Below are 21384 nucleotides of genomic sequence, written 5' to 3'. Positions count from 1 at the left end.
ACATAAAAGGGCCAAATCTTTCCGACCCTTCCACGACCCGTGAAATGGCCTTGACGGCCAGGTCTCCTTGATAGTAGCTTGCACCCGACAAGACCTTAAAGCGCACGGCCATAAGGTCGTGGAAAGTCCCAAGGTGACAAACCGTGAAGATCCTGATTGTCAGTCAATATTTCTGGCCGGAAAATTTCAAGATCAACGATCTGACCCACGAACTGGTCCAATCCGGCCATCAGGTGACGGTATTGACCGGCCTGCCCAACTATCCGGAAGGGACGGTTTTCGAGGCGTTCAAGAAAAATCCGCAGGACTTCTCCAGATTGCATGGCGCAGAGATACTGCGGGTTCCCCTGTTTCCCCGGGGGCAGAACAAAATCAGCCTGATTGTCAATTATATCAGCTTTGTCCTGACCGGCTGTCTGATGGCCCCCTGGCTGTTGCGGGGGCGGGCATTCGATGTGGTGTTTGTGTTTCAGCTCTCACCCGTCACCGTGGGACTGCCCGCCATCCTGCTGGCCAAACTCAAACGGGCTCCGATTCTTTTCTGGGTTCAGGATCTGTGGCCCGAAACCCTCTCCGCCCTGGGTGTGGTGCGTTCCCCGGCGCTGCTGGGGCTGGTGGGCCGGCTGGTGAGCTTCATCTACAACCGTTGCGAATTGATCCTGGAACAGTCACCCGGCTTTGAAAGCAATATCGTCAAGTACTGCGACGATCCGGGAAAAATCCGTTATTTCCCCAACTGGACCGAGGATGTCTTCACCCAAAGCGCCGTCACGCCCGCTCCGGAGATCACCACCCCGGCAGGAACGTTCAATATCCTGTTCGCCGGCAACGTGGGAGAAGCGCAGGATTTTCCCGCGATCCTGGATGCGGCGGAACGTCTGAAAGGCCATCCGGAAATCCGCTGGCTGATCGTCGGCGATGGGCGCATGCTGGAGTGGGTGCGCCGCGAAACGGTGAAACGGGGACTGGAATCATCCTTTTTGTTGCTGGGGCGGTTTCCCCTGGAACGGATGCCCTCGTTTTATGTCCACGCGGACGCCTTGCTGGTCGCCTTGAAACGGGATCCGGTTTTCGCCCTGACCATTCCCAACAAGGTGCAATCCTATCTGATGTCGGGGATTCCGCTCCTGGGCATGCTGGACGGGGAAGGGGCCGCGGTGATTCACGCCGCCAAAGCCGGTCTGACCTGCCCATCCGGGGATGGGGCCGGTCTGGTGGAAGCCATCCTGAAACTGTCCGCCCTGGACGCCGCAAGCCGCAAGGAGATGGGAGCCAATGGCCGCGCCTACGCCCAGCAGGAGTTCAATAAAAAAACTCTGATCGAACGCCTGAATGGCTGGATGGCACAGGTGGTCGAAAAAAATCGTCGCACGGTCTGAACCGGTCCCCTTTCGGGATGCGTGCCTTCACTAACGAGGTCCAGGGGCCATTGGCCCCTGGTGGGATCCAAGGGCAAAGTCCTTGGGACTTTAAAAATATAAAATTTTAATATTTTAAAGTCAAAACCCTGGGGGAAGAATCCCCCAGACCCCCGCTTCTTTTTCAAAAGTTGACATCATGCTCTACGCCCTGACCGCCCTGATGGCCTTTCTGATCGCGTTCCGGTTGAGCCGATCTCTGGCCAATCCGACCTCCCGACTCTACATCGCGGATCTGCCCAACGAACGCTCCTTGCATGTCCAACCCCGTCCCCGCAACGGCGGACTGGGCATCATGGCCGGATTCCTGCCCACCTGGATGGTGCTCTTCGGATGGCTCGACCATTTCCATCTGCCGGGGGGATGGCTGCTGCTGACGGCTCTGCTGGTGATCATGGGCACCTCGTTGTGGGATGACAAAAGCTCCCTGTCTCCGGGCGTGCGCCTGCTGAGCCATCTGTCCGCCGCCGCACTGATCATCCTGGGAGGGTTTTCCCTCGATTCTCTCTCGTTCCCCGGCATGGATCCCATCCCGCTGGGATGGTTCGGGCCGATCTTTTCGCTGCTGTTCATCGTCTGGTTTTTGAACCTGTACAATTTCATGGATGGCATGGATGGCTTTGCCGGAGGCATGGGAATGTTCGGGTTCGGATTTTTCGCCCTGCTGGGCTGGCTGGGGGGACATCCGTTCTTTTTTGCCACCGCGTTGCTGCTTTCCGCGGCCAACGCCGGATTTCTGGTCAACAATTTTCCCCCGGCACGGATCTTCATGGGGGATGTGGGGTCCGTGCCCATGGGATTCCTGGCCGCAGCGCTCACCTTCTGGGCCGACCGGGACCACCTGTTCGCCCCCTGGGTGGGAGTGCTGATCTTTTCGCCTTTCGTGGTCGACGCCACCGTCACCCTGATCCGTCGCATCCTGCGTCGCGAAAAAATCTGGCAAGCCCACCGTTCCCACTTTTATCAAAGACTTGTCCTGGTGGGCTGGAACCATCGCAAAACCGTGTTGCACGAATACGCGTTGATGATCGCCATGGGAGGTGGCGCGGTTTATCTGGCCCGACATCCCCAGGCCTTGATCCAATGGGTCGGCCTGTTGATTTGTTGTCTCCTCTTCGTATGGCTGGCCGTGGCCGTGGACAGACAAACCGCCCCCAAAAAACCCCACACCTCCCCCTGATCATCGCACATCGGATCCTCGTCCCACGCCCATGCACACAAAAAAGGCATGAATCCGATCGTCGATTAATAATTAAAATTAAATCAATCAAAAATAAAAGTTTGTATCAACACCCAAGTTTCGCAGAGTTCCGCCCCGGTTGACATTCAAGATCATTGACCACCCCCCCATCATCCTGATATATTTACAATCGAAACGGCCATCGGGAAAATCCAGAACCCTCTCTTTATCCAACCCTGGAGGACTCCGTGTTCCATCAGTCCCCGCGTTGACAAAGCAGGAAAGCATGCGTATTCACATACCCATTTCTCCCCGTTTGATTTCCAGGATTCACCAACTCCCACGCAGACAGAAACAATTAATCATTTTAATGGTTGACTTGGTTATGATTTTGGCTTGCCAATGGTTAAGCAATCTCATCACCTCGCCAACCCCCACCCTCAAAATTTCCCCGGACATTTTCCGCGAATCCATCATTTTCATCTTGATTTCGTTTCCAGTTTTCATCTATTCCGGCATGTACCGCGCTGTGGTGCAACATACCGGGGATCACTTCTTTTTTACGATCTTCAAATCCATCGGTTTGAGCATCCTTCTCACCCTGCTGATAACTGTTACCTTAAGTGATGGAAAAATTCTTCCTGTTTTTTGGGTTGTGTTCTTTTTCTTGTTGCTGATGACCATCGGCGGCAGCCGTCTGTTGGCCAAATATCTGCTCTACTCGTCCAACATCCGGAACACCCGCATTCCCGTCGCCATCTACGGCGCCGGAGCCGCGGGCATCCAGCTCTCCCAGGCCCTCAAGCAAAGCACGGAATTCACACCGATCATTTTCCTGGATGACGATGTGAACATTCAAAACACCGTGATTCATGGTTTGCGGGTCCACTCTCCGCAACGCATCAAGGAGTTGTCCGAACACTTTCCGATCCAGCGTGTGCTGCTGGCGATCCCCTCGGTCTCCCGGCACCGCCGCCGGGAAATCCTGAAATTCCTGGAACGACTGCCCATTCACGTCCAGGAGATTCCCAGTCTGGTGGAGTTGGCCAGCGGTGCCAAACAGGTGGATGATGTCCAGGAAGTGTGTGTGGAGGATCTTTTGGGGAGAGAACCCATCGCCCCCAAGCAATCCCTGCTGGAAGCGTGCATCACCGACAAGGTGGTCCTGGTCACCGGCGCGGGGGGCTCCATCGGCTCGGAGCTGTGCCGACAGATCATCCAACTCCACCCCAGACGCCTGGTGCTGGTGGAACACTCGGAATATTTCCTGTATTGCATCGAAGGGGAGTTGCGCCGCCTGCTGGAAAAGAAGAACGCCACCAGCGCCATCGAACTGGTTCCCATTCTGGGCAGCGTGTTGCATCGCTTGCGCATGCAGTCGGTGATCACCACCTTCGGCGTGCAGACCATCTATCACGCCGCCGCCTACAAGCATGTGCCCATCATCGAATACAATCCCATAGAAGGAATCCAGAACAACATCTTCGGCACTTGGCACATGGCCCAGGCCGCCATTGATGGCGGCGCGGAAACCTTCATCCTGGTCTCCACGGACAAAGCCGTCCGGCCCACCAATGTCATGGGGGCCACCAAACGCTTCTCGGAACTGATCCTGCAAGCCTACGCCAAATCCCAAAGCGGTGTCTGTTTTTCCATGGTGCGTTTCGGCAATGTGCTGGCCTCGTCGGGGTCGGTGATTCCCTTGTTTTACAAACAGATCAAAAAAGGTGGACCGGTCACGGTCACGGATCCCAGCGTGACCCGCTTTTTCATGACCATTCCCGAAGCCACCCAACTGGTGATCCAGGCCGGAGCCATGGCCCGTTGCGGAGACGTGTTCATTCTGGACATGGGCAGCCCGGTCAACATTCTGGACATGGCCAAAAGGATGATTCAACTGTCGGGATTCACGGTACGCGACGAGACCAATCCGGATGGAGACATTCCCATTCAATTCACCGGACTGCGCCCCGGAGAGAAACTCTACGAAGAACTGCTGATCGGAGACGAAACCCAACCCACCGAACACCCGATGATCATGCGCGCCCGGGAAGAGTATCTCCCCTGGCCGGTGGTCAAGGAGTACCTGGATCAACTGGCGATCTGTTCCAAGGAGTTCAACTACACGGAGTTGCGCAACATCATGCTGTCGGCGGTCAAAGGGTATCAGCCAAGCTCGGAAATCTGTGATCTGCTCTGGACCGCCAACGCCAAAGTCCCCAAAGCCGGGACCACCCAATCCGCGTAACGGGCAGTCGGATAAAACGCCCTTTCACAAAAGCCCCACCCCTCGCCCGAAAGCCTCGATGGCCGAAAACCTGGAAGAGCGTCATCCCCCTTCCAGGCCTTCCGCATCAGCCCTACTCTCCCCGGGCATAACGCCCCACCAGGGGATTTTCCACCCTGGCTTCCACCCGGATCCGTTCCGCCACCGCCAACGCCTCGGGTCGCGTGGCAAAGGGGCCGGAAAACACACACTCGAAGGTGGTTTCACCACTCTTGACCGCCTTGCGATAGGCCGGCAACGACAGGGCGCGGACCTTCTCCTCCAGCAAGGCGGAATGGGGAGAACCCATGGCAAAACAGGAAAGATGCACCACCGCACCTTGCCGAATGCCGGTGGTCGGCTCGGTGCTCTGGGTTCTGACCGGAACGGCAGCGGCCATGGAACCTGACCCCAAAGCCATCCCCCGATCCCTCCCCGCCTCCGGGGCCACCGACGGCAAAGCCCCATGGGAGTCCAAAGGCACAATGGTGGGAGGACTGATCACATAGGCCGGTCCCGCCGGCGCCATCAAGGACTCGGTTTTTTTCACCTCCACCGGTTCCGTTTTTTTCACCTCCACCGGTTCCGACTTCTTCACCACCACAGGCTCCGGCCTTCTCGCTTCCACCGGCTCCGTTTTTTTCACCTCCACCGGTTCCGACTTCTTCACCACCACAGGCTCCGACTTCTTCACCACCACAGGCTCCGGCCTTCTCGCTTCCACCGGTTCCGATTTCTTCGCCAATCCAGGCTCCGGTTTCTTCCCTTCCCCGGATTCGGGCTTCTTCGCCACTTTCGGCTCCGGTTTCTTTCCCTCCGCGGGTTCGGGCTTCGCTGTTGTTTTCGTTTCGGGTTTTCTCCCCTCCACGGATTCGGCGCGGGGGGAGACCGGCTCGCTGCGGGTGGTGGCAAGAGAGCCGGATGAAACCCCGGGCCGGGATAGGCTGCCCAGTTCGCGAATGGCCCGACTCACCCGCGCCACCTGGGGATGATCCGCCCCATAGGCGGCGATCAACAACTCCTCCGCCCGTCGCAACAGTTGACCGGCCCGCTCCGTCGCTCCCTCCTTGTGCAACACCATGCCCAGGTTGGCCAACCAGTCGGACAGACCCAACGGATTGCCCTTGAAAAACCGCTCCGCCGTGGCCATGGATTGCCCGAACAACCGATCCGACTCCTCGCTCCGACCCCGCCGGCCCTCGATCTGAGCCAGATTGCCCAGAATGAACGCCCGTTGCAGATGATCACTCCCCATGCTCTTCTCGGTCACCGCCAGGGCGCGCCGGAACAAAGTCTCGGCCCCGGACAGATCCCCCGCCCCCTGCCGCAACAAGGCCAGATCGTTCAACACCTTGACCAGACCGGGATGATCCTTGTCCAACACCTTTTCCCGCAGTTGCAACACCCGGTTCAAGGTGGATTCCGCCTCCACGCGCCGCCCCATGGCGATCAACCCCTCCCCGAGACGCTCCAGACTCTCGGCCAACTCCAGCGACGCCCCATCCCCGGACTTTTCCAGAATCGCCACGGAACGACGCAACACCGGTTCAGCCCCGGTCAGATCCCCCCGGGCGATCCATTGATGTCCCTGTTCCCGCAACGCCTCGGCCACCAGGGGATGATCGGCGCCCAACGTCTTTTCCCGGATGCGCAACGCCTGTTTCACCGCCTCCATGGCCTCCTCGTTGCGGCCCAGGGAGAACCGGATCCGGGACAACACCAGCCACGCCTCCGCCACACGGGGATGATCCGGCCACAACCCCTTGGACAATACCGGCATGGCCCCTTCCACCAGTTTGGCGGCGGACTCCCGCTGCTCCGGTTCCGCCATCAGCAGCCGGGCCAGATTGATGCGGGCGCTGGCGCTGTTCAGATGGTTCGGCCCCAGGGAACGGTCCAGGGAGGTGACCACCCCTTCCAGCATCAGCCGGGCGGTCTGAAACTCCCCCAGCCGCATCTTGGCCCGAGCCAGACGGGTTCGGGCCTCGGCCACCTCGGGATGATCGGCGCCCAAACGTTTTTCCAGAATCTCCAAAGCCCGAGAAAAGGCTTTTTTGGCCTCGGCATCCTTGCCGGTGGACAGATGGATCTCTCCCACCTGGGTCCAGGCCGCCGCGGTGACGCTGCTGTCCGCTCCGAATTTCCGTTCCGCCTCTTCCACGGCGCGACGCAACCGGGCCTCTTCCGGGGGCGACTCTTCGGCGTGCAGCGGGGAGACCCCTCCCAACAACGGCAACATCACCAACCAAAACGCCGGACCCGTGGGACGAACGCAAGACGCAAGCGGTTTCAAGGACAAAAACCCTCCGGATGAATGAAACAAAAAACGACACCAAACCCCGCACCATGGAATTATCGACCAATCCCACGCCCCGCGCAACACGTCCATTCCACGCCTAGAATCCATGCCAGGAGACGCCGCCCTCCACGCTGCCGAACCCCTCTCCACCCCACTCCCCACCCCGACGCACCTGGGACTCCAGACCCGCCCGCGACTCCCCCAAAGCGATGAACTCCCCCACGCTTCCCGCCCCCTCCCGGGCCACCCGCCACAGCATTTCCAAAGCGTCGGGTCCGTCGTCGTGGGCATCCGACTCCCCCCAGTGACGCAATTGATCCAGCAAGGTCTTGTGATCCTGACGGAAACGGATCAAACCATTGGCCACATGGGGTTGCAAGGCGCCGATGCGCAATCCCTTGTCCCGGGAGGGCTTGACCCCCCGGGCCGGCACCGGAATCCCCACCCGCGCCGACCGTTTCACCAGTTCGTCTTTGAAGAACTCCTGAAACTGCACCGACTCCACCACCCACAACCGACAGGCGTAACGGGCCTGACAGGCGACGACATCCTCGATGATCCGATCCGGAGAACGACGCCGTATATCCGCCTCCACCACATGCAAGACTCCGGTATTGCGGTCGTAGCCCCCCACCAGAATCGCCGAGGGATCTCCCCTCCCCCCCGACTTGCCCATGGATGGGTCCACCGCCCCGAAATACAGCCAATCCGCCCCCTCCCGGCTCCAATACACCAACGCCCCGAACGGCGCGTTTTCCCGCATGGGCTGATTCTGCATTTCCGCGTCGAAGGCATCGACCCCATCCCGGGCGCGGATTTTCATCAAGGTCTCCAGACTCCGCACCCCGGGCCAGGAGAGCTGGACCCCGGCATCCATCCGTTCCCGGCGCTCCCGGTAAAACCGATCCGCCGCCGCCTCTCCCTCGTGGTGCAACACCGTCTGCCACCGTTCCCACAAGGCCATGTCGTCGGGCCAACGCAGGATCGCCTGAAACCGGCGCGACTCCCACAAGGGATTGGCCATGATCCGCGCCAGCACCGAATCGTGATGCAAAATGGTCCCCACATAGATCACATCCAAAGAGTCGTCCGGGGGTCCGAGTTTCAAGACGGCCTTTTTCAGCCAGGTTTCCAGTTTGTCCCGCTGGGCGCGAACCCGCACGTTGTCGTCGTTTTCCAGATCGTCGCACACCACCAGATCCGGCCGGGCCGCCCCGTGACGCAATCCCCGCAGCCGCGCCCCGGAGCCTGCCGCCTGCAACTTGATCCCCACCCGGGTCACCGCCACACCCTCCCGCCACACCCGACCCACGCCGCAATGATCCGGATAATCCCGTCGCAGGCGGGGATTGGCCTCCAGTTCCGCCTTGACCGCTTCGAGCATGGAAGCGGCCTGATGGTGGGCGTCCATGATGATGATGATGTAGCGACTGCGACCGGTGATCACCCGCCACAGGGTGAAAATCTGGGTGATCAGGGTGGATTTCGCCTCGCCGCGGGGAGCGGCCAAGGCCAATTTGGTTCCTTTTCCCGGATCTTTGCCCAGACGCGGCAACCGTTCGTACAGCCAGGTGTGCAGCAGACTGTCCTCCCCGGAGACATAATGGGGGAAATAGACCTTGGCGAAATAACGCAGCGACCGCTCCACCTCCGCCCGTCGCCGGGTGACCCCGTCCGGACCGTCTTCCACGCCCGCCACCCGATCCGCGATCTCCCCTTGCAAACGGGAACCGAGTTCCGCCAAACCCTGCCGGAAGCGCCTGTTGACCAGAGTGCCATGCTCCATCATTGCCGAGGGGATTTCCTTTCGTTCATTCAAGCTGTTGTCCACCGATGGGGCACTTTAGAAGGGGCATGGAACGCTTTCCAAGATGAAGGGGTTCGGATGCGCTTTTTCCCGGTGGCGAAACCCCTTTTTTCCGTTATCCTTGCAAACCAGGAAAGCAGCCACAGTTGTATGAGATGGTCATCACCCCTCTTTTGGGCTTCCCCATGGAAAGTCTACCCAAATCCGTCTCCAATCCCCGCCTGATTCCCTGGCTGCTGCTGGCCCTGGGTCTGGCCTGCACCTTTTGGTATTGGCATCACGAAACCACCCGGGACTCGGATCTGACCCGGGACCAGTTTCACAAGCTCTCCGCCGCGCTGCTGGAAACCGCCCGTGACCGCCTGGAAGTTCACGCGGACCTCTCCCGGGTGATGGCCGCTTGGTTCGTGTCGGAAAAAGAGGTCACAGGCCGACAATGGCATACCTTCGCCTCGGCCCTCACCCCCCGTGGACGCCATCCCGGATGGCTGGAACTGGCCTTCGTGGAACCGGTGAACGAAACCGAACGGGAAGACTTTGAACGGGAAACCGGTCAACTGCTCGCCAATCCCGCCTACCGGATCGCCAGCGACGAACCCCGGGACACCTACTTCGCCGTGACCTATCACCACTCCCTGGAAACCGATCACACGCCGTTCACCCCCGGTCACGACATCGGCACGGAAAAAAGACGCCGTCAGACCGCCCGACAGGCGGCGGATTCCGGACTGCCGCTTTTTTCTCCTCCGTTTCTGCGCAACGGTCCCAACAGCACCGCCCGCACCGAACTGTTGCGACTCACTCCGGTCTACCGCATGGGCATGCCCCTCACCGACACCTCGGAACGGCGTCATGCCCTGCTGGGATGGGTGGCGGTGGTGTATGACGCCGGAATTCTGTTTCAGGATCTGTTCCGTCACGAACCGAATCAAATTCGCGTGGAACTGTTCGACGGTCCCTCCCTGCGGCCCACGGCACTGATTTTCGACTCCCATCCCGACCTCCCCACCCCCCCGGACGATCCGGATTGGACCGTGGTGGTCCGGGGCAGCGAAGAGGGAATCGGCTGGACCTATCGCTTCACGCCGGGTCCACTCTTCGCCCAGTATCACCCGAAACGGGGATCGGATATCGTACTGATCGCCGGGGGTCTGATCAGTCTGGCTTTGGGATTTGCCGGATGGTCGTTGAGTTCCAGCCGGGAACGGGCGCTGGCTCAGGCGGTGGCCATGACCCGGGCCCACCGGGAAAGCGAAGAGCGTTTGCGTCGCACAGTGCTGCACGCACCGATTCCCATCATGATCCACGCGGCGGATGGCACGGTGATTCTGGTCAACCGACGCTGGAGCGACTGGTCGGGTCAGGCCCTGGGGGAAATTTCCACCCTGAACGCCTGGCTGGAACGGGCCTTGCTGCCCGCAGACCGGGAGTCGGCCCTGACGTTGCTGGACGCGAGCTTTCCGGTGGACGCCCCCTTCAAGGAGGGGGAGTTGACCATCGTGGCCACCTCCGGGGAACAGCGGGTCTGGATCGTGCGTTCCCGGCCCATGGGCGCCATGGACGATCCGGATGGCTTGATCATCACCATGGCCATGGACATCACCGAACGCAAAAAGGCCGAAGCCACCCTGCTGGAGGCCAAACTGGAAGCCGAAGAAGCCAACCGGGCCAAAAGCGAATTCCTGGCCACCATGAGCCACGAAATCCGCACCCCGATGAATGTGATCGTGGGCATGGCGGAGGTGCTGGAAGAGACCGATCTCACCCCGGAACAACGACGCTACGTGGGCATTTTCCGCAAGGCCGGCGACAACCTGCTGGAACTGATCAACGACATCCTGGATCTGTCCAAGGTGGAAGCGGGACGCATGGAGTTGGAACTGGCTCCGTTCCCCTTGCGGGAAAGCCTGCAACGCATTATGGACATCATGGGGATGCGGGCCCGGGAAAAAGGATTGGACATGACCCTGGATATCGCGCCCGATGTGCCGGATCTGCTCCAGGGAGACGCCAAGCGGCTGCGTCAGATTCTGATCAATCTCATCGGCAACGCGGTCAAGTTCACGCCTGCGGGACGGATCTCCATTCATGTGATCCGGGAGGAGTCCCTGGGAGTGGGAGGATTGGGGTTTGCGGTGCAAGACACGGGCATCGGCATTCCGAAAGAAAAACAGACGTCAGTCTTCGAGGCCTTCACCCAGGCGGACGCCTCGACCACCCGCCAGTTCGGCGGAACCGGATTGGGCTTGGCCATTTCCCGGCGTCTGGTGGATCTGATGGGGGGACGGATGACCCTGGAAAGCGCACCGGGTGAAGGCAGCACCTTCCGGTTCAGCGCCGTCTTTGAAGTGACCGAACCCCGGGAGGACTCCCCGCATCCCCCCTGTCCCGAGGGGATGCACTGGAACCGGGTACGTGTTTTGCTGGTGGACAGCCGCACGGAAAGCCGTCTGGCCCTCATGCGCATGGTGGCGGAGTTGGGATGCGAGGTGGAACCGGTGCCGAATCTGTCCCTGGCGGCCAGCGCCTGGCGGGCAGCCCGCTATTCCGGGCGGTCGTGCCGGGTGGTGGTACTGTCATTCGGGGAGCATGAAAAAGCGGGGATCGAAACCGTTCAGCGACTGCGCGGAGAACTGGAACAGTCCACCCTGCCCATAATCGCCATCACCGCCCAACCGCCCGAAGAAGAGACATCCCAGGATCCGGGCCTGCGCATCCTGACCCATCCGGTGAAACGTGAAGCGCTCTGGGAGGCGCTCCGGGCCGTGCTGACCGCCGAATCCAACGACGCTTCCAGCCATTCCACCCAGGACGATCCGGCCAGGGAGCGGGCACTGACGATTCTGGTGGTGGACGACTCCGAAGACAACATTTTGTTGGTGAAAGCTTTTTTGAAAAAGACCCCCCACCGGTTGAGCGTGGCCCAAAACGGGGAAGAGGCGGTGACCCGGGTCACTTCGGGAGAGCGTTTCGATCTGGTATTGATGGATGTGCAAATGCCGGTGATGGATGGATATGCCGCCACGCGGGCGATCCGGGCCTGGGAGAGAGCCAATGGACACGCTCCGATACCGGTGATCGCCCTGACCGCCCACGCTTTTGCGGAAAACGAACGTCAAACCCTGGAGGCCGGATGCTCGGAGCATCTGACCAAGCCAATCACCAAGCCCCGTCTGCTGGCGGCCATCGACCGGTATGCCCAGGGCTGACCCACCGAAGCCGATCCCCCGATCCGTCACGATCGGGGGATCACAATCGGGCGAAGCATCACACCGCGAAGCTCACCTCCGGCGGGCGGGGCATCACACCTCGAAGCTCACCTCCGGAGCATCCAGGGAGAGAACCTCCATGCCATACAGGGTGGTCAGGGTCTCGCCGGGATCGGCTCCATAGTATTGATGGAGTTCCCAGCGCAACGCCTTGGCCAACTCCTCCGGCAGGCGCACCCCCATGGCCTGCCGTCCCTCGGCCTCGAAGACCTGTTTGCACGCCAGAACTTTCTTGAGATTGTCCATGGTCCCTGGATGCTGGTTTGTGGCTGCCGGAAATCAAACGACCGGTGGTTGTTCCGGAGGCGTGACGGTTTTGGGTTCTTCGGGGCGCTCGATTTTTTTCTTGGTGGTTTTTGGTTTGGATTTGGATTTGGATTGCAGCGCCTTTTTTTCCTGTTTGATCGACTTGCGGGTTTGCTTGATTTTGACTTTAAGCTGTTTTTTCTCTTTTTTCAAGGCCACGAGCGTTTCTGATGCGGTCATGTTCATCTCAAGGGCCGTCCCCGACCCCTCCCCCATGGTAAGCGTTTGTGAATTTTCATTTCATTATGAAATGGACGGCAATATTATCGACTATCCAAACCCCCGCGTCAAGTCTGCCGACAAAGCCGTTGCCCATGGGACGGAAATGAACTAACATGCTTCGCTGCTTGGTCCCCGTAGCTCAGCCGGATAGAGCAACGGATTCCTAATCCGTAGGCCGTGCGTTCAAATCGCGCCGGGGACACCAAATAAATCAACGAGTTACAGAAGTTTTGAAGGTGTATTGCTTCCGGAATTGCTACCCACTTGCTACCTTCAGCAGGGATTTGTGAGGATGCTGGATGATGCTAAGTGATGGTTTTATCAATCTCTTGCCACATGCATCTCCTCGTCACTGACCGCAACGCCACCAAGAACCGTCCTGCCCTGGTTCTCTCCGATCCGGGGCGCTTCAATACGGTGGCCGGCCATGCGGTCATGGCCATGATCACTTCGTCAGACAATGCGCCCTGGCCCCTCGATTGCCCGATCACTGATCTGGCTACCGCAGGTTTGCCCTCCCCCTCCAAGGTGCGCTTCAAGCTCTTCACCCTGGACCATCGACTGGTGCGGGGCATGCTTGGACAGCTTGCATCTTCGGACGCTGAAGTGGTCAACGCAGGGCTGGCCAGTTTGCTCGGTGGTGCCGACCTGTAACCGATCTTCCAGAACGGGCAAAATACTGCTCACAACACAGTCTCGGTCTCAACTGCCCACGCACTGTTTGTTCTCGGTCATGCCCCTCAAGGGTTTATGCAGGAGCAACATGAGGGTCATCGGATGCACCGGAGACTCCTGAAAACCATAGTGCTGGTAAAATTCTTTGGCCCGGTCATGGAGGGCATGCACCAGCAGTGATCTGACCCCGGCGTTATGCGACACGGCCACCGCCCGATTGACAGCATCCTGCAACAAAGCGGCCCCCAGGTGTCTGCCTTGCTCACGGCGGTCCACCGCGAGGCGGGCCAACACCAGCACCGGGATAGGATCCGGCATGTTGCGCCTCACTGCACCTGTGGCCATCTGGTGCGAGACGGCACCAGCCGCCAGGGCATAATAGCCGCAAATCCGGCCATCCTGATTGACCACCACAAACGTCCGACTGGCACCGCTTAACTGGTTGGCCATCGCCCGCCGCTTCAGCCACTCATCCAGGACACTCTCGCCGCAGTCGAAACCGTCCAGGCGGTGTATTGGGGAGAGCGGTTCCGGTGCCCCCAGCTTCACCGTCATGACTGGGCGGCCGATTCCCAGGGAGTCTGGACCGCCATGAGTCGTTCCAGCCCCGGATTGTGGGCAGGTGGTGCGTCCAGGAGTTGGATAAACTGCCGATACTTTTCGGCATCCAGACTGAAGAAAACCTGGTCGAGGACTACCGCCTGCGCCCGGTCGCACGCAGCTTCGAGCATGAAGTCTGAGCGGGTTTTACCGAGCAACTGCGCGGCGTAGTCAATGAGATCCCGTTGCTCGGCCAGTACCCGCAGATTGATGGCGGCATCACGCATGGCTTTCTCCTTGGGTGTATATATGACAGATATACGGATCGTACTGCCAGTGTGTGGTGATTGTCAATACAAAACAACACCGCCCAAAGCACCGCTCACAAGCGAGTTGACTCCATCTCAAGCCAAGCTTGATTGGTGATTTTTCCACCATCAGATCATGTGCTTATCAAGATTTGATCGGACACTTCTAGCAGAATGACTTGGCAATGGAGGGTGTGTTGGCCGTTCCTGGCAATCGCTACCCCTCTTCCCGCCCCACCTCCCGTTCTCCCGGTGGCCGCTTGAACAATGGCGTCATCTGATATTCCAGAAACAGATCCCGCATTGCCCCGATTTTCGCACGCGGGGTATCAAGGGGTGCCCCCTGGGGGCTGCGGATCTGTTCCCACACCTGGATCAACGCCTCCGAAGAGTAACCCTTGTAGGTCGCGGGCAATGGTTTGGATGGATTCAGAAGTTCGCGCATCGTGGATCAACCTCGTGAGACCCCGCACTTCGGCCCGTGTCAGGAGGGCAGCCAAGTCTTTGCCTTTGATGTTCATGTGGGTGTGCCGGATGGCATTCTGCAATGCGGAGATGGTTTGCGGATCCGGGTTCAAACGGGTATCCCCGACATACCCCACCACCGCTTGAACCGAAATTCCAGCCTCCTGCAAGGTACGGATGAGTTGCCCGGCAGAGCCACCGGATGTAAAAATATCATCGACAACCACCACTATTTTTCCGCAGGTCAGGACGCGCAGTCGCTCCGGATCGCGGAGTTCATAATCCCTCCGATGCAAAACACGCCGTTCCGGGGGAATGTTCTTGGACTCCGTCAGATGGTACGCCCGGAAATGACGCTCTCCGTCCAGAAACCGGCCTCCATGGACCATGGCCAACGTTTCCGCCAAGCCGGTCGGCAACACGTTGACCCCGCTGGTGCTGGGCTGGGAAATGAACAACAGGTTGGCCGAATGATCCAGTTGTTCCTTGAACGCGTCCGTCAGCTTGGGGGTCCAATGCCGCTGGGCAAAACGATAGGCCGCCTGGGCATCCCCCAGCTTTTTGGCGGGCATCCAATCGGGATCCGACGCAAAGGTGTGCGCCCCGCCATTCGGCTTGATGGAGACACCAAGAGTGGGAAGCTTGGTCATAATCATGCAGGCCTTTGCCATTCAAACAATCTATGACCCAAAGCAATCCAAAGTTCTCAACCGTTCAATGCATTTCCGAATGCGTGAATTACTTAAAATTAATCAAAATCAAATAGATGATTAAGCATTATATGAATTGCGATATCCATATTATCAACAAGAGGACAGGATTCATCGCGTTCGGAAGCCCACCCTGTGGTAACCACGGCAGGCCAGCCATGTTTTTTCGGGAAAAACAAGCGGTCAATTTTGTCATCATAGTCATATCATGCCGCCTTTTCCAGTCCGAAAAGTAACGCGATCACATTATTTTCCGCTTTGCCTGTAACCATGCTCTCTCTCCACCCCCTTGCCTCAGACATCCAGGGCCATGCCGCGCTTCTCGGTATCGCAGCCGTGTCCATCATGAATGACCCGTCGTCATCCCACGCTCCACAGAGGTTCCGCTTCAAACGGGCCGATTCCGATCAAAAAATATTGTGATATCTCAAACATGCCCTTATGCTCTTCCCATCAGGCGAGTCGTTCGTGTGCAGAACCCAAACATCCCGCTTTTTTGAGGGTCTCCATGAAAAAATTGTTACTTCCTCTTCTGTTGGTCCTGTCGTCCACCGCCCATGCCGAATGGCAGGATTCGCTGAAAGGCGCCCTGGATGGCACGAAAAAAATCTATGACGAAACCAAAACAGCGGTTGAATCCTCTGATTTGACCAAAAAAGCAACGGATCTGATCCACGACCAACTGGCCAAAACGGACGACACGAAAACTCCCGCCAAAACCAAACAGGATCACTTCAATGCGATATGGGAACCGCTTCTCGACAGGATGAACGCCGCTCGCGACATTCACGACAAAAGGTCGGAAGCCCCGGATTCTTCATGGGTCAAAGCGGACAAGAAATCCCTGAATACGGATTTCAACAAGATTCTGGATCAAATCATCTTGTTGCTGGAAGATGAAACGATTGAAAAACACCGGACCAAAAATGTTTCCCTGCGTGAAGCCATCAGCAAAAAAGAAGCCGAAATTCAGTCCTACAAAGAAGCGCGCATATCCGCACCCATTGAAGATACCGTAAAGACCACCAAAGAAGGTTATGACAAAAAAATAAAGAACGCCCAGAGTGAAATCTCCGAGTTGAAAGCAGAAATCGAAAAACTCAACAACACGCTCATTTTACAGCTTCATGACGCCGGCCTTAAGCTGAACAAAGAGCAGGTGGCCATCTTGCTGTCGAGAGTCGATTCCGAAGACATCATTCAAATGGTACTGGTTTTTGATGTCTTGAAGGTTGTCACCAGCCAACTCATGGAACTCACCTCAAGCAGCGGAGAAAACATTGCCCACGCCAAGAAATATTACGGGATGCATATGGTGTTGCTGGAATTGATCGTCTACATGCAAAACAAATACATTGCGCAGATCGAGACCAGATATGCCCCGAAACTGGATGATTTGATATCCAAGACTGAACAATTGATGCAGTCCACACAAAGCGGCATGACCGCTGACGGCGAAAGCAAGAAATCCTTTTATCAAAGCAACATCAAAGCGCAAGGATTGCTCATCAAGACGGCCAAACTCTATCTGAAGATGCTGAACACGCAGAAGGAAAAGGTGGTCAAGGCCAGAAACAACGCCATGAAAGATTTGCACCTTGCCATCAACACCTACGCAACCGTTCGCATCAGTTCCGAGGTTCTTGGTCTGCTCAAGGAAAGCAATACCATCTTTGATGCGTTGATCAATCTGCAAATTCCAGAAATTGCCCCGTTTGAAAATGTGGAGATGCAGAAAAAATTTGAAGAGCTTTCTCTAGAGATTTCAAAGTGAGCGGATGCCAGACCTTTTTTTCCTGAACACCCGACCCAAAGAGGCGCCCCATCGGCGGAAGCGGTGGGAAAGCTCACACGTCAAGTGGCGGCGCCACCCGAAAGCCTGCTTTTTTTTCGAGGATGGGGAGGCCTTCCAGGGTAAGGAGAAACCGTTTGGAGGCCACGCCCCCTGGCCCACTGTAGCCCGTCAGATCCCCATCCGCCGCCACCACCCGATGACACGGCAGCAGAATCGGAATGGGATTGAGGGCCAAAGCGCGACCCACGGCCCGGGGAGCCGAACCGAGACGCCGGGCCAGGGAACCGTAACTTTCGACCCGGCCCGCGGGAATGGTCCGCATCGCCTCCCAGACCCGTTGCTGAAAGGCGGTCCCTTCAGGGCGCAGGGGCAGCGCCGCCAGGGAGGGAGCGGCGCCGGAAAAATAATCCTGCAACCACCCCCCCACCAGACGACATAAAACCTCGGATCCGGGTTGATCCGGCGGATCGACCGACAGGGCGACAATCCCGTGATCACGGGTGTGCAGCCAGAATTCTCCAATCGGGGTGACGAAATCACACATCCAGATTGACGACATTCAACGCATTGGCCTGGATGAACTCCCGCCGCGGCTCCACCGCGTCTCCCATCAGGGTGGTGAAGACCGAATCCACCTCGATGGCATCTTCCACCCGCACCTGCAACAAAATACGAATCTTGGGATCCATGGTGGTCTCCCAGAGCTGCTCGGGATTCATTTCACCCAAGCCTTTGTAACGCTGGATCGACAATCCCTTGCGCCCCTCGGCCATCACCTGGCTCAACAAGGATTCCAACCCGGTTACAAGCGTCTCCTGGCTCCCCTTGCGCAACCGGGCCCGTTCTCCCAAACGCGATCCGATCCGCCCGGACAACTGGGACATCTCCCGATACTCCGGCGAACGGACCAGTTCCCCATCCAGACGCATCTCCACCGATACCCCGTGTACAGTCCGTCGGATCACCAGAACGTGGGCATTCTCCAGTTCCGCATCCGGTTCCACCAGCACCGTCAGACGACCCGCCCCATCCTCCTTCTCCAAGGCCTCCCGCAACCGTCCGGCGGTCTCCTGGGCGGTCTCCAGACCGGTGAGATTCTCCGGAGTCACCTTGGCCCGTTCCACCGCCGCGGCCACCACCCGACGGTCGAAACGACGGGAGAGCCGATCCAGCAATACCTGATAACGTCGCGCCTCCCGGATCACCCCTTCCAACTCCCCGGCGGGCATCACTCCCTCATCGGTGAGGAGTTCCAACCCCTCCAGTCCCCCTTCCATCAACACTTCCACCAGCGCCTCTTCGTCCTTGAGATAACGGACCGTCTTGCCCCGGGCCAGACGATACAAAGGCGGCTGGGCGATGTACAGATATCCATGCTCGATGATGTCCGGGAACTGCCGGAAGAAAAAGGTCAACAACAACGTGCGGATGTGAGAACCGTCCACGTCCGCGTCGGTCATGATGATGATGCGATGATAACGCAATTTGGCGAGGTTGTACTCCTCGGCGCCGATGCCGGTTCCCAAGGCGGTGATCAGGGTACCCACCTCCGCCGACGAAAGCATCTTGTCGAAACGGGCCTTCTCCACGTTGAGGATCTTGCCTTTCAGCGGCAAAATGGCCTGGAATTTCCGATCCCGGGCCTGTTTGGCCGAACCGCCTGCGGAGTCCCCCTCCACCAGATACAGTTCGCTCAAGGCCGGATCCTTCTCCTGACAGTCCGCCAGCTTGCCGGGCAGCGAGGAGATTTCCAAAGCGCTCTTGCGACGGGTCAACTCCCGGGCCTTGCGGGCCGCCTCACGGGCCGTGGCCGCTTCCACCGTCTTGGCCAGAATCCGTCTGGCCTCCTGGGGATGCTCCTCGAAATAGGTGGCCAGATGCTCGGCCATCACCCCTTCGACCGCGGTGCGCACCTCGGAAGAGACCAATTTTTCCTTGGTCTGGGACGAGAATTTGGGATCCGGCACCTTGATCGACAACACCGCCGTCAACCCTTCGCGACAATCCTCACCCGCCAAAGTCGCCCCCTTGTCCTTTTTGAGCAGGCCCATGGACAAGGCGTATTGATTGAGAATCCGCGTCAGGGCGGAACGAAACCCGATCAGATGGGTGCCTCCGTCCCGCTGGGGAATGTTGTTGGTGAAACAGTAGACATTTTCCTGATAGGAGTCGTTCCACTGCAATGCGGCATCGACCTGAATGATACCGCGCAATTCGGAAAAATAGATCGGCGGGGTCATCAACGGGGTACGGGCCCGGTTGAGATGCTCGACAAAGGAGCGGATGCCCCCTTCGTAATGGAAATGATGCTCTTTTTCCGTGGCCTCTTCCCGGATCCGGATGTTCACCCCGGAGTTGAGAAACGACAGCTCCCGCAGACGCTGGGAGAGGATGTCGAAGGAAAAAGTCACATCGGTGAAAACCTGGAGACTGGGCCGGAAGGTCACTTCGGTACCGGTTCCCTTGGTTTCGCCGATGCGCCGGATCGGGGCCACCGGATCCCCTTCCCGATACTCCTGATGCCACACTTCGCCGTTGCGACGGATGGTGAGTTCCAGGTGTGCGGAGAGGGCGTTGACCACCGACACCCCCACCCCGTGCAGACCTCCCGACACCTTGTAGGAGTTCTGATCGAACTTGCCTCCCGCGTGCAGCACGGTCATGATCACCTCGGCTGCGGACCGGCCCTCCTCCTGATGGATTTCGGTGGGAATACCCCGTCCGTTGTCCCGCACGGTCACGGCGCCATCGCTGCGCAACACCACATCGATCCGGTCGCAATAGCCGGCCAGGGTTTCGTCGATGGCGTTGTCCACCACCTCGAACACCATGTGATGCAATCCGGTGCCGTCATCGGTATCGCCGATGTACATGCCTGGACGTTTGCGAACCGCCTCCAACCCTTTGAGGACCTTGATGCTGTCTGCGCCGTACTCGCCAGCCGCGTTGGCGGCCAGGGCGTTTTCTTCCGATATGGTCATGAATTCCTAGGCTCCGTGCTGACTTGAAATACCCCCGCGACCACCGTGTGCTCCACCGACGCGCCACCCGGCCATGGGATCTCTCCGGCTTCCCGGGCGGCCACGAACACCTGCCGACCCTGACCGGACATGAGTTGCATCAACCCTTGCGCTCCTTCCCGATCCAGTTCCGCCACCGGATCGTCCAACACCATCACCGGGGGTTCCCCCAGAATCTCTTCCAGCCAACCCGCCTCCGCCAGTTTCAAGGCGAAGGCGAACCGCTTTTGTTGACCGCGGGAGCCGTAGCGGGCCACCGGATGACCCGACAGCCGCAAAACCAGATCATCCCGTTGCGGACCGACACCGGTGGTGCCGGAGGTTCGATCCCGTTCCCGTTTTTGCATCAGCGCCTCCCGCAACCAGGCGGTGACCGCCTCCAGGCCGAGGCCCTGGGAAAACAGCGGCTCCAGGTCTCCGGAAAGGGCCATGTCGCAGGTTTCCGGGGCCAATCCCAGCAGTTCCAGAAAAGGAGGCAGCACCCGTCCCAGATGACCGACCGCCCGGTGACGCCGATCCCCGATGCGGGCTCCCAAAAGTCCCAATTGGGCCTCCCAGGCATCGAGTTCCCGCCGATCCCGACCCGGGATTTGCAGCAGTTTCTGCCGCGCCCGCAAGGCCAGTTGATACCCTCTGGACTCCACCCCGTGACGCCGGTCCGCGCAAAAGATCACCCAATCCAGAAAGGCCCGCCGCTCGCCGGGTCCACCCCGTACCAGCAGAGGGGTTTCCGGGGTGATGATCACCGCCACCAAGGCCCGTTCCATGCGGGAGACCGACTCCATGGGTTTGCCGTCCAGCTTGAACACCTGGCGTCCCGGTTCTCCCACCACATCCAGGGTACGGGTCATGCCCGCCACCCGGGCGGCGCCGCTCACCCGGAACCAGGGTTGCTCCCAGCGGCGCAGGATCCCGGAGTGGACCCGTCGAAACGAACGCCCCGTGGCCAGCAGTCCCACCGCTTCCAAGAGGTTGCTCTTGCCTTGACCGTTGGCGCCGGTGATCAGGTTGAGTCCGGGTCCGAACCGCAACGATCCCTCGGAGATGTTGCGAAAGTTTTGCAATCGGAGCCATTCCAGCAGCATGATGGGCCAACACCCCGAA

The 21384-nt window shown here is 58.8% G+C and carries 16 protein-coding genes and 1 tRNA gene; 8 read left to right on the top strand and 9 right to left on the bottom strand.

Annotated elements, in window-relative coordinates; translation table 11 throughout:
• The first annotated feature begins 143 nt into the window (after positions 1–143).
• The 3 genes from HQL98_13060 to HQL98_13050 all read left to right on the top strand — a co-directional run bounded on the left by HQL98_13060 (position 144) and on the right by HQL98_13050 (position 4846).
• Positions 144–1379 carry a glycosyltransferase family 4 protein gene (locus HQL98_13060; GenBank protein ID MBF0272974.1) on the top strand — a complete coding sequence of 412 codons (1236 nt, stop codon included), beginning with the start codon at positions 144–146 and terminating at the stop codon, positions 1377–1379.
• 178 nt (positions 1380–1557) lie between these two features.
• Positions 1558–2598 carry a glycosyltransferase family 4 protein gene (locus HQL98_13055; GenBank protein MBF0272973.1) on the top strand — a complete coding sequence of 347 codons (1041 nt, stop codon included), beginning with the start codon at positions 1558–1560 and terminating at the stop codon, positions 2596–2598.
• Between the two features lie 286 nt (positions 2599–2884).
• Positions 2885–4846 (top strand): polysaccharide biosynthesis protein, encoded by a 1962-nt coding sequence (locus HQL98_13050; protein MBF0272972.1) that lies wholly within the window; start codon positions 2885–2887, stop codon positions 4844–4846.
• Positions 4847–4958: 112 nt separating this feature from the next.
• Here the strand turns inward: HQL98_13050 and HQL98_13045 are convergent, their stop codons facing one another.
• Both HQL98_13045 and terL read right to left on the bottom strand, forming a co-directional pair.
• On the bottom strand, positions 4959–7157 hold the full coding sequence (locus HQL98_13045) for a tetratricopeptide repeat protein (protein ID MBF0272971.1): 2199 nt from the start codon (positions 7155–7157) through the stop codon (positions 4959–4961).
• A 103-nt stretch (positions 7158–7260) separates the two neighbouring features.
• The gene (gene terL / locus HQL98_13040) at positions 7261–8982 is read right to left on the bottom strand and encodes a phage terminase large subunit (GenBank protein ID MBF0272970.1); all 1722 of its coding nucleotides are present in this window, start codon (positions 8980–8982) and stop codon (positions 7261–7263) included.
• 173 nt (positions 8983–9155) lie between these two features.
• Between terL and HQL98_13035 the strand changes: the two genes are divergently transcribed.
• Positions 9156–12179 carry a CHASE domain-containing protein gene (locus HQL98_13035; GenBank protein MBF0272969.1) on the top strand — a complete coding sequence of 1008 codons (3024 nt, stop codon included), beginning with the start codon at positions 9156–9158 and terminating at the stop codon, positions 12177–12179.
• 93 nt (positions 12180–12272) lie between these two features.
• Here the strand turns inward: HQL98_13035 and HQL98_13030 are convergent, their stop codons facing one another.
• Positions 12273–12485 (bottom strand): hypothetical protein, encoded by a 213-nt coding sequence (locus tag HQL98_13030; protein MBF0272968.1) that lies wholly within the window; start codon positions 12483–12485, stop codon positions 12273–12275.
• A 19-nt stretch (positions 12486–12504) separates the two neighbouring features.
• On the opposite strand from HQL98_13030, the gene HQL98_13025 reads away from it, so the two are divergent.
• The 3 genes from HQL98_13025 to HQL98_13015 all read left to right on the top strand — a co-directional run bounded on the left by HQL98_13025 (position 12505) and on the right by HQL98_13015 (position 13421).
• Positions 12505–12879, top strand: coding sequence for a hypothetical protein (locus HQL98_13025; protein MBF0272967.1), 375 nt, complete (start codon positions 12505–12507; stop codon positions 12877–12879).
• A gap of 16 nt (positions 12880–12895) precedes the next feature.
• Positions 12896–12972 (top strand) — tRNA-Arg (locus tag HQL98_13020).
• A gap of 107 nt (positions 12973–13079) precedes the next feature.
• Positions 13080–13421 (top strand): type II toxin-antitoxin system PemK/MazF family toxin, encoded by a 342-nt coding sequence (locus HQL98_13015; GenBank protein ID MBF0272966.1) that lies wholly within the window; start codon positions 13080–13082, stop codon positions 13419–13421.
• 48 nt (positions 13422–13469) lie between these two features.
• On the opposite strand, the gene HQL98_13010 is transcribed toward HQL98_13015, so the two are convergent.
• The 3 genes from HQL98_13010 to HQL98_13000 all read right to left on the bottom strand — a co-directional run bounded on the left by HQL98_13010 (position 13470) and on the right by HQL98_13000 (position 15411).
• Positions 13470–13997 (bottom strand): GNAT family N-acetyltransferase, encoded by a 528-nt coding sequence (locus HQL98_13010; protein MBF0272965.1) that lies wholly within the window; start codon positions 13995–13997, stop codon positions 13470–13472.
• Positions 13994–14269 carry a DUF1778 domain-containing protein gene (locus tag HQL98_13005; GenBank protein MBF0272964.1) on the bottom strand — a complete coding sequence of 92 codons (276 nt, stop codon included), beginning with the start codon at positions 14267–14269 and terminating at the stop codon, positions 13994–13996. The genes HQL98_13010 and HQL98_13005 overlap by 4 nt, the downstream gene beginning before the upstream one ends.
• Before the next feature lie 350 nt (positions 14270–14619).
• Positions 14620–15411, bottom strand: a complete 792-nt coding sequence (locus tag HQL98_13000) for a phosphoribosyltransferase (GenBank protein MBF0272963.1) — start codon at positions 15409–15411, stop codon at positions 14620–14622.
• Between the two features lie 562 nt (positions 15412–15973).
• On the opposite strand from HQL98_13000, the gene HQL98_12995 reads away from it, so the two are divergent.
• Positions 15974–17239 carry a hypothetical protein gene (locus tag HQL98_12995; protein MBF0272962.1) on the top strand — a complete coding sequence of 422 codons (1266 nt, stop codon included), beginning with the start codon at positions 15974–15976 and terminating at the stop codon, positions 17237–17239.
• Between the two features lie 73 nt (positions 17240–17312).
• Here the strand turns inward: HQL98_12995 and HQL98_12990 are convergent, their stop codons facing one another.
• Genes HQL98_12990 through recF form a run of 3 tightly spaced genes read right to left on the bottom strand, consistent with a single transcriptional unit; the run spans position 17313 to position 21365 of the window.
• A complete protein-coding gene (locus HQL98_12990; protein MBF0272961.1) occupies positions 17313–17804 on the bottom strand; it encodes a methylated-DNA--[protein]-cysteine S-methyltransferase in 492 nt (163 codons plus the stop codon).
• Positions 17797–20241 (bottom strand): DNA topoisomerase (ATP-hydrolyzing) subunit B, encoded by a 2445-nt coding sequence (gene gyrB, locus HQL98_12985; protein MBF0272960.1) that lies wholly within the window; start codon positions 20239–20241, stop codon positions 17797–17799. Before gyrB ends, HQL98_12990 begins: the two co-directional genes overlap by 8 nt.
• A complete protein-coding gene (recF, locus tag HQL98_12980; GenBank protein MBF0272959.1) occupies positions 20238–21365 on the bottom strand; it encodes a DNA replication and repair protein RecF in 1128 nt (375 codons plus the stop codon). Before recF ends, gyrB begins: the two co-directional genes overlap by 4 nt.
• Positions 21366–21384: the final 19 nt, after the last annotated feature.

Source organism: Magnetococcales bacterium, from assembly GCA_015231755.1.
GTDB lineage: Bacteria > Pseudomonadota > Magnetococcia > Magnetococcales > Magnetaquicoccaceae > Magnetaquiglobus.
The sequence above is the reverse complement of the archived record's forward strand: the minus strand, read 5'-3'. Positions and strand labels throughout refer to the sequence as shown.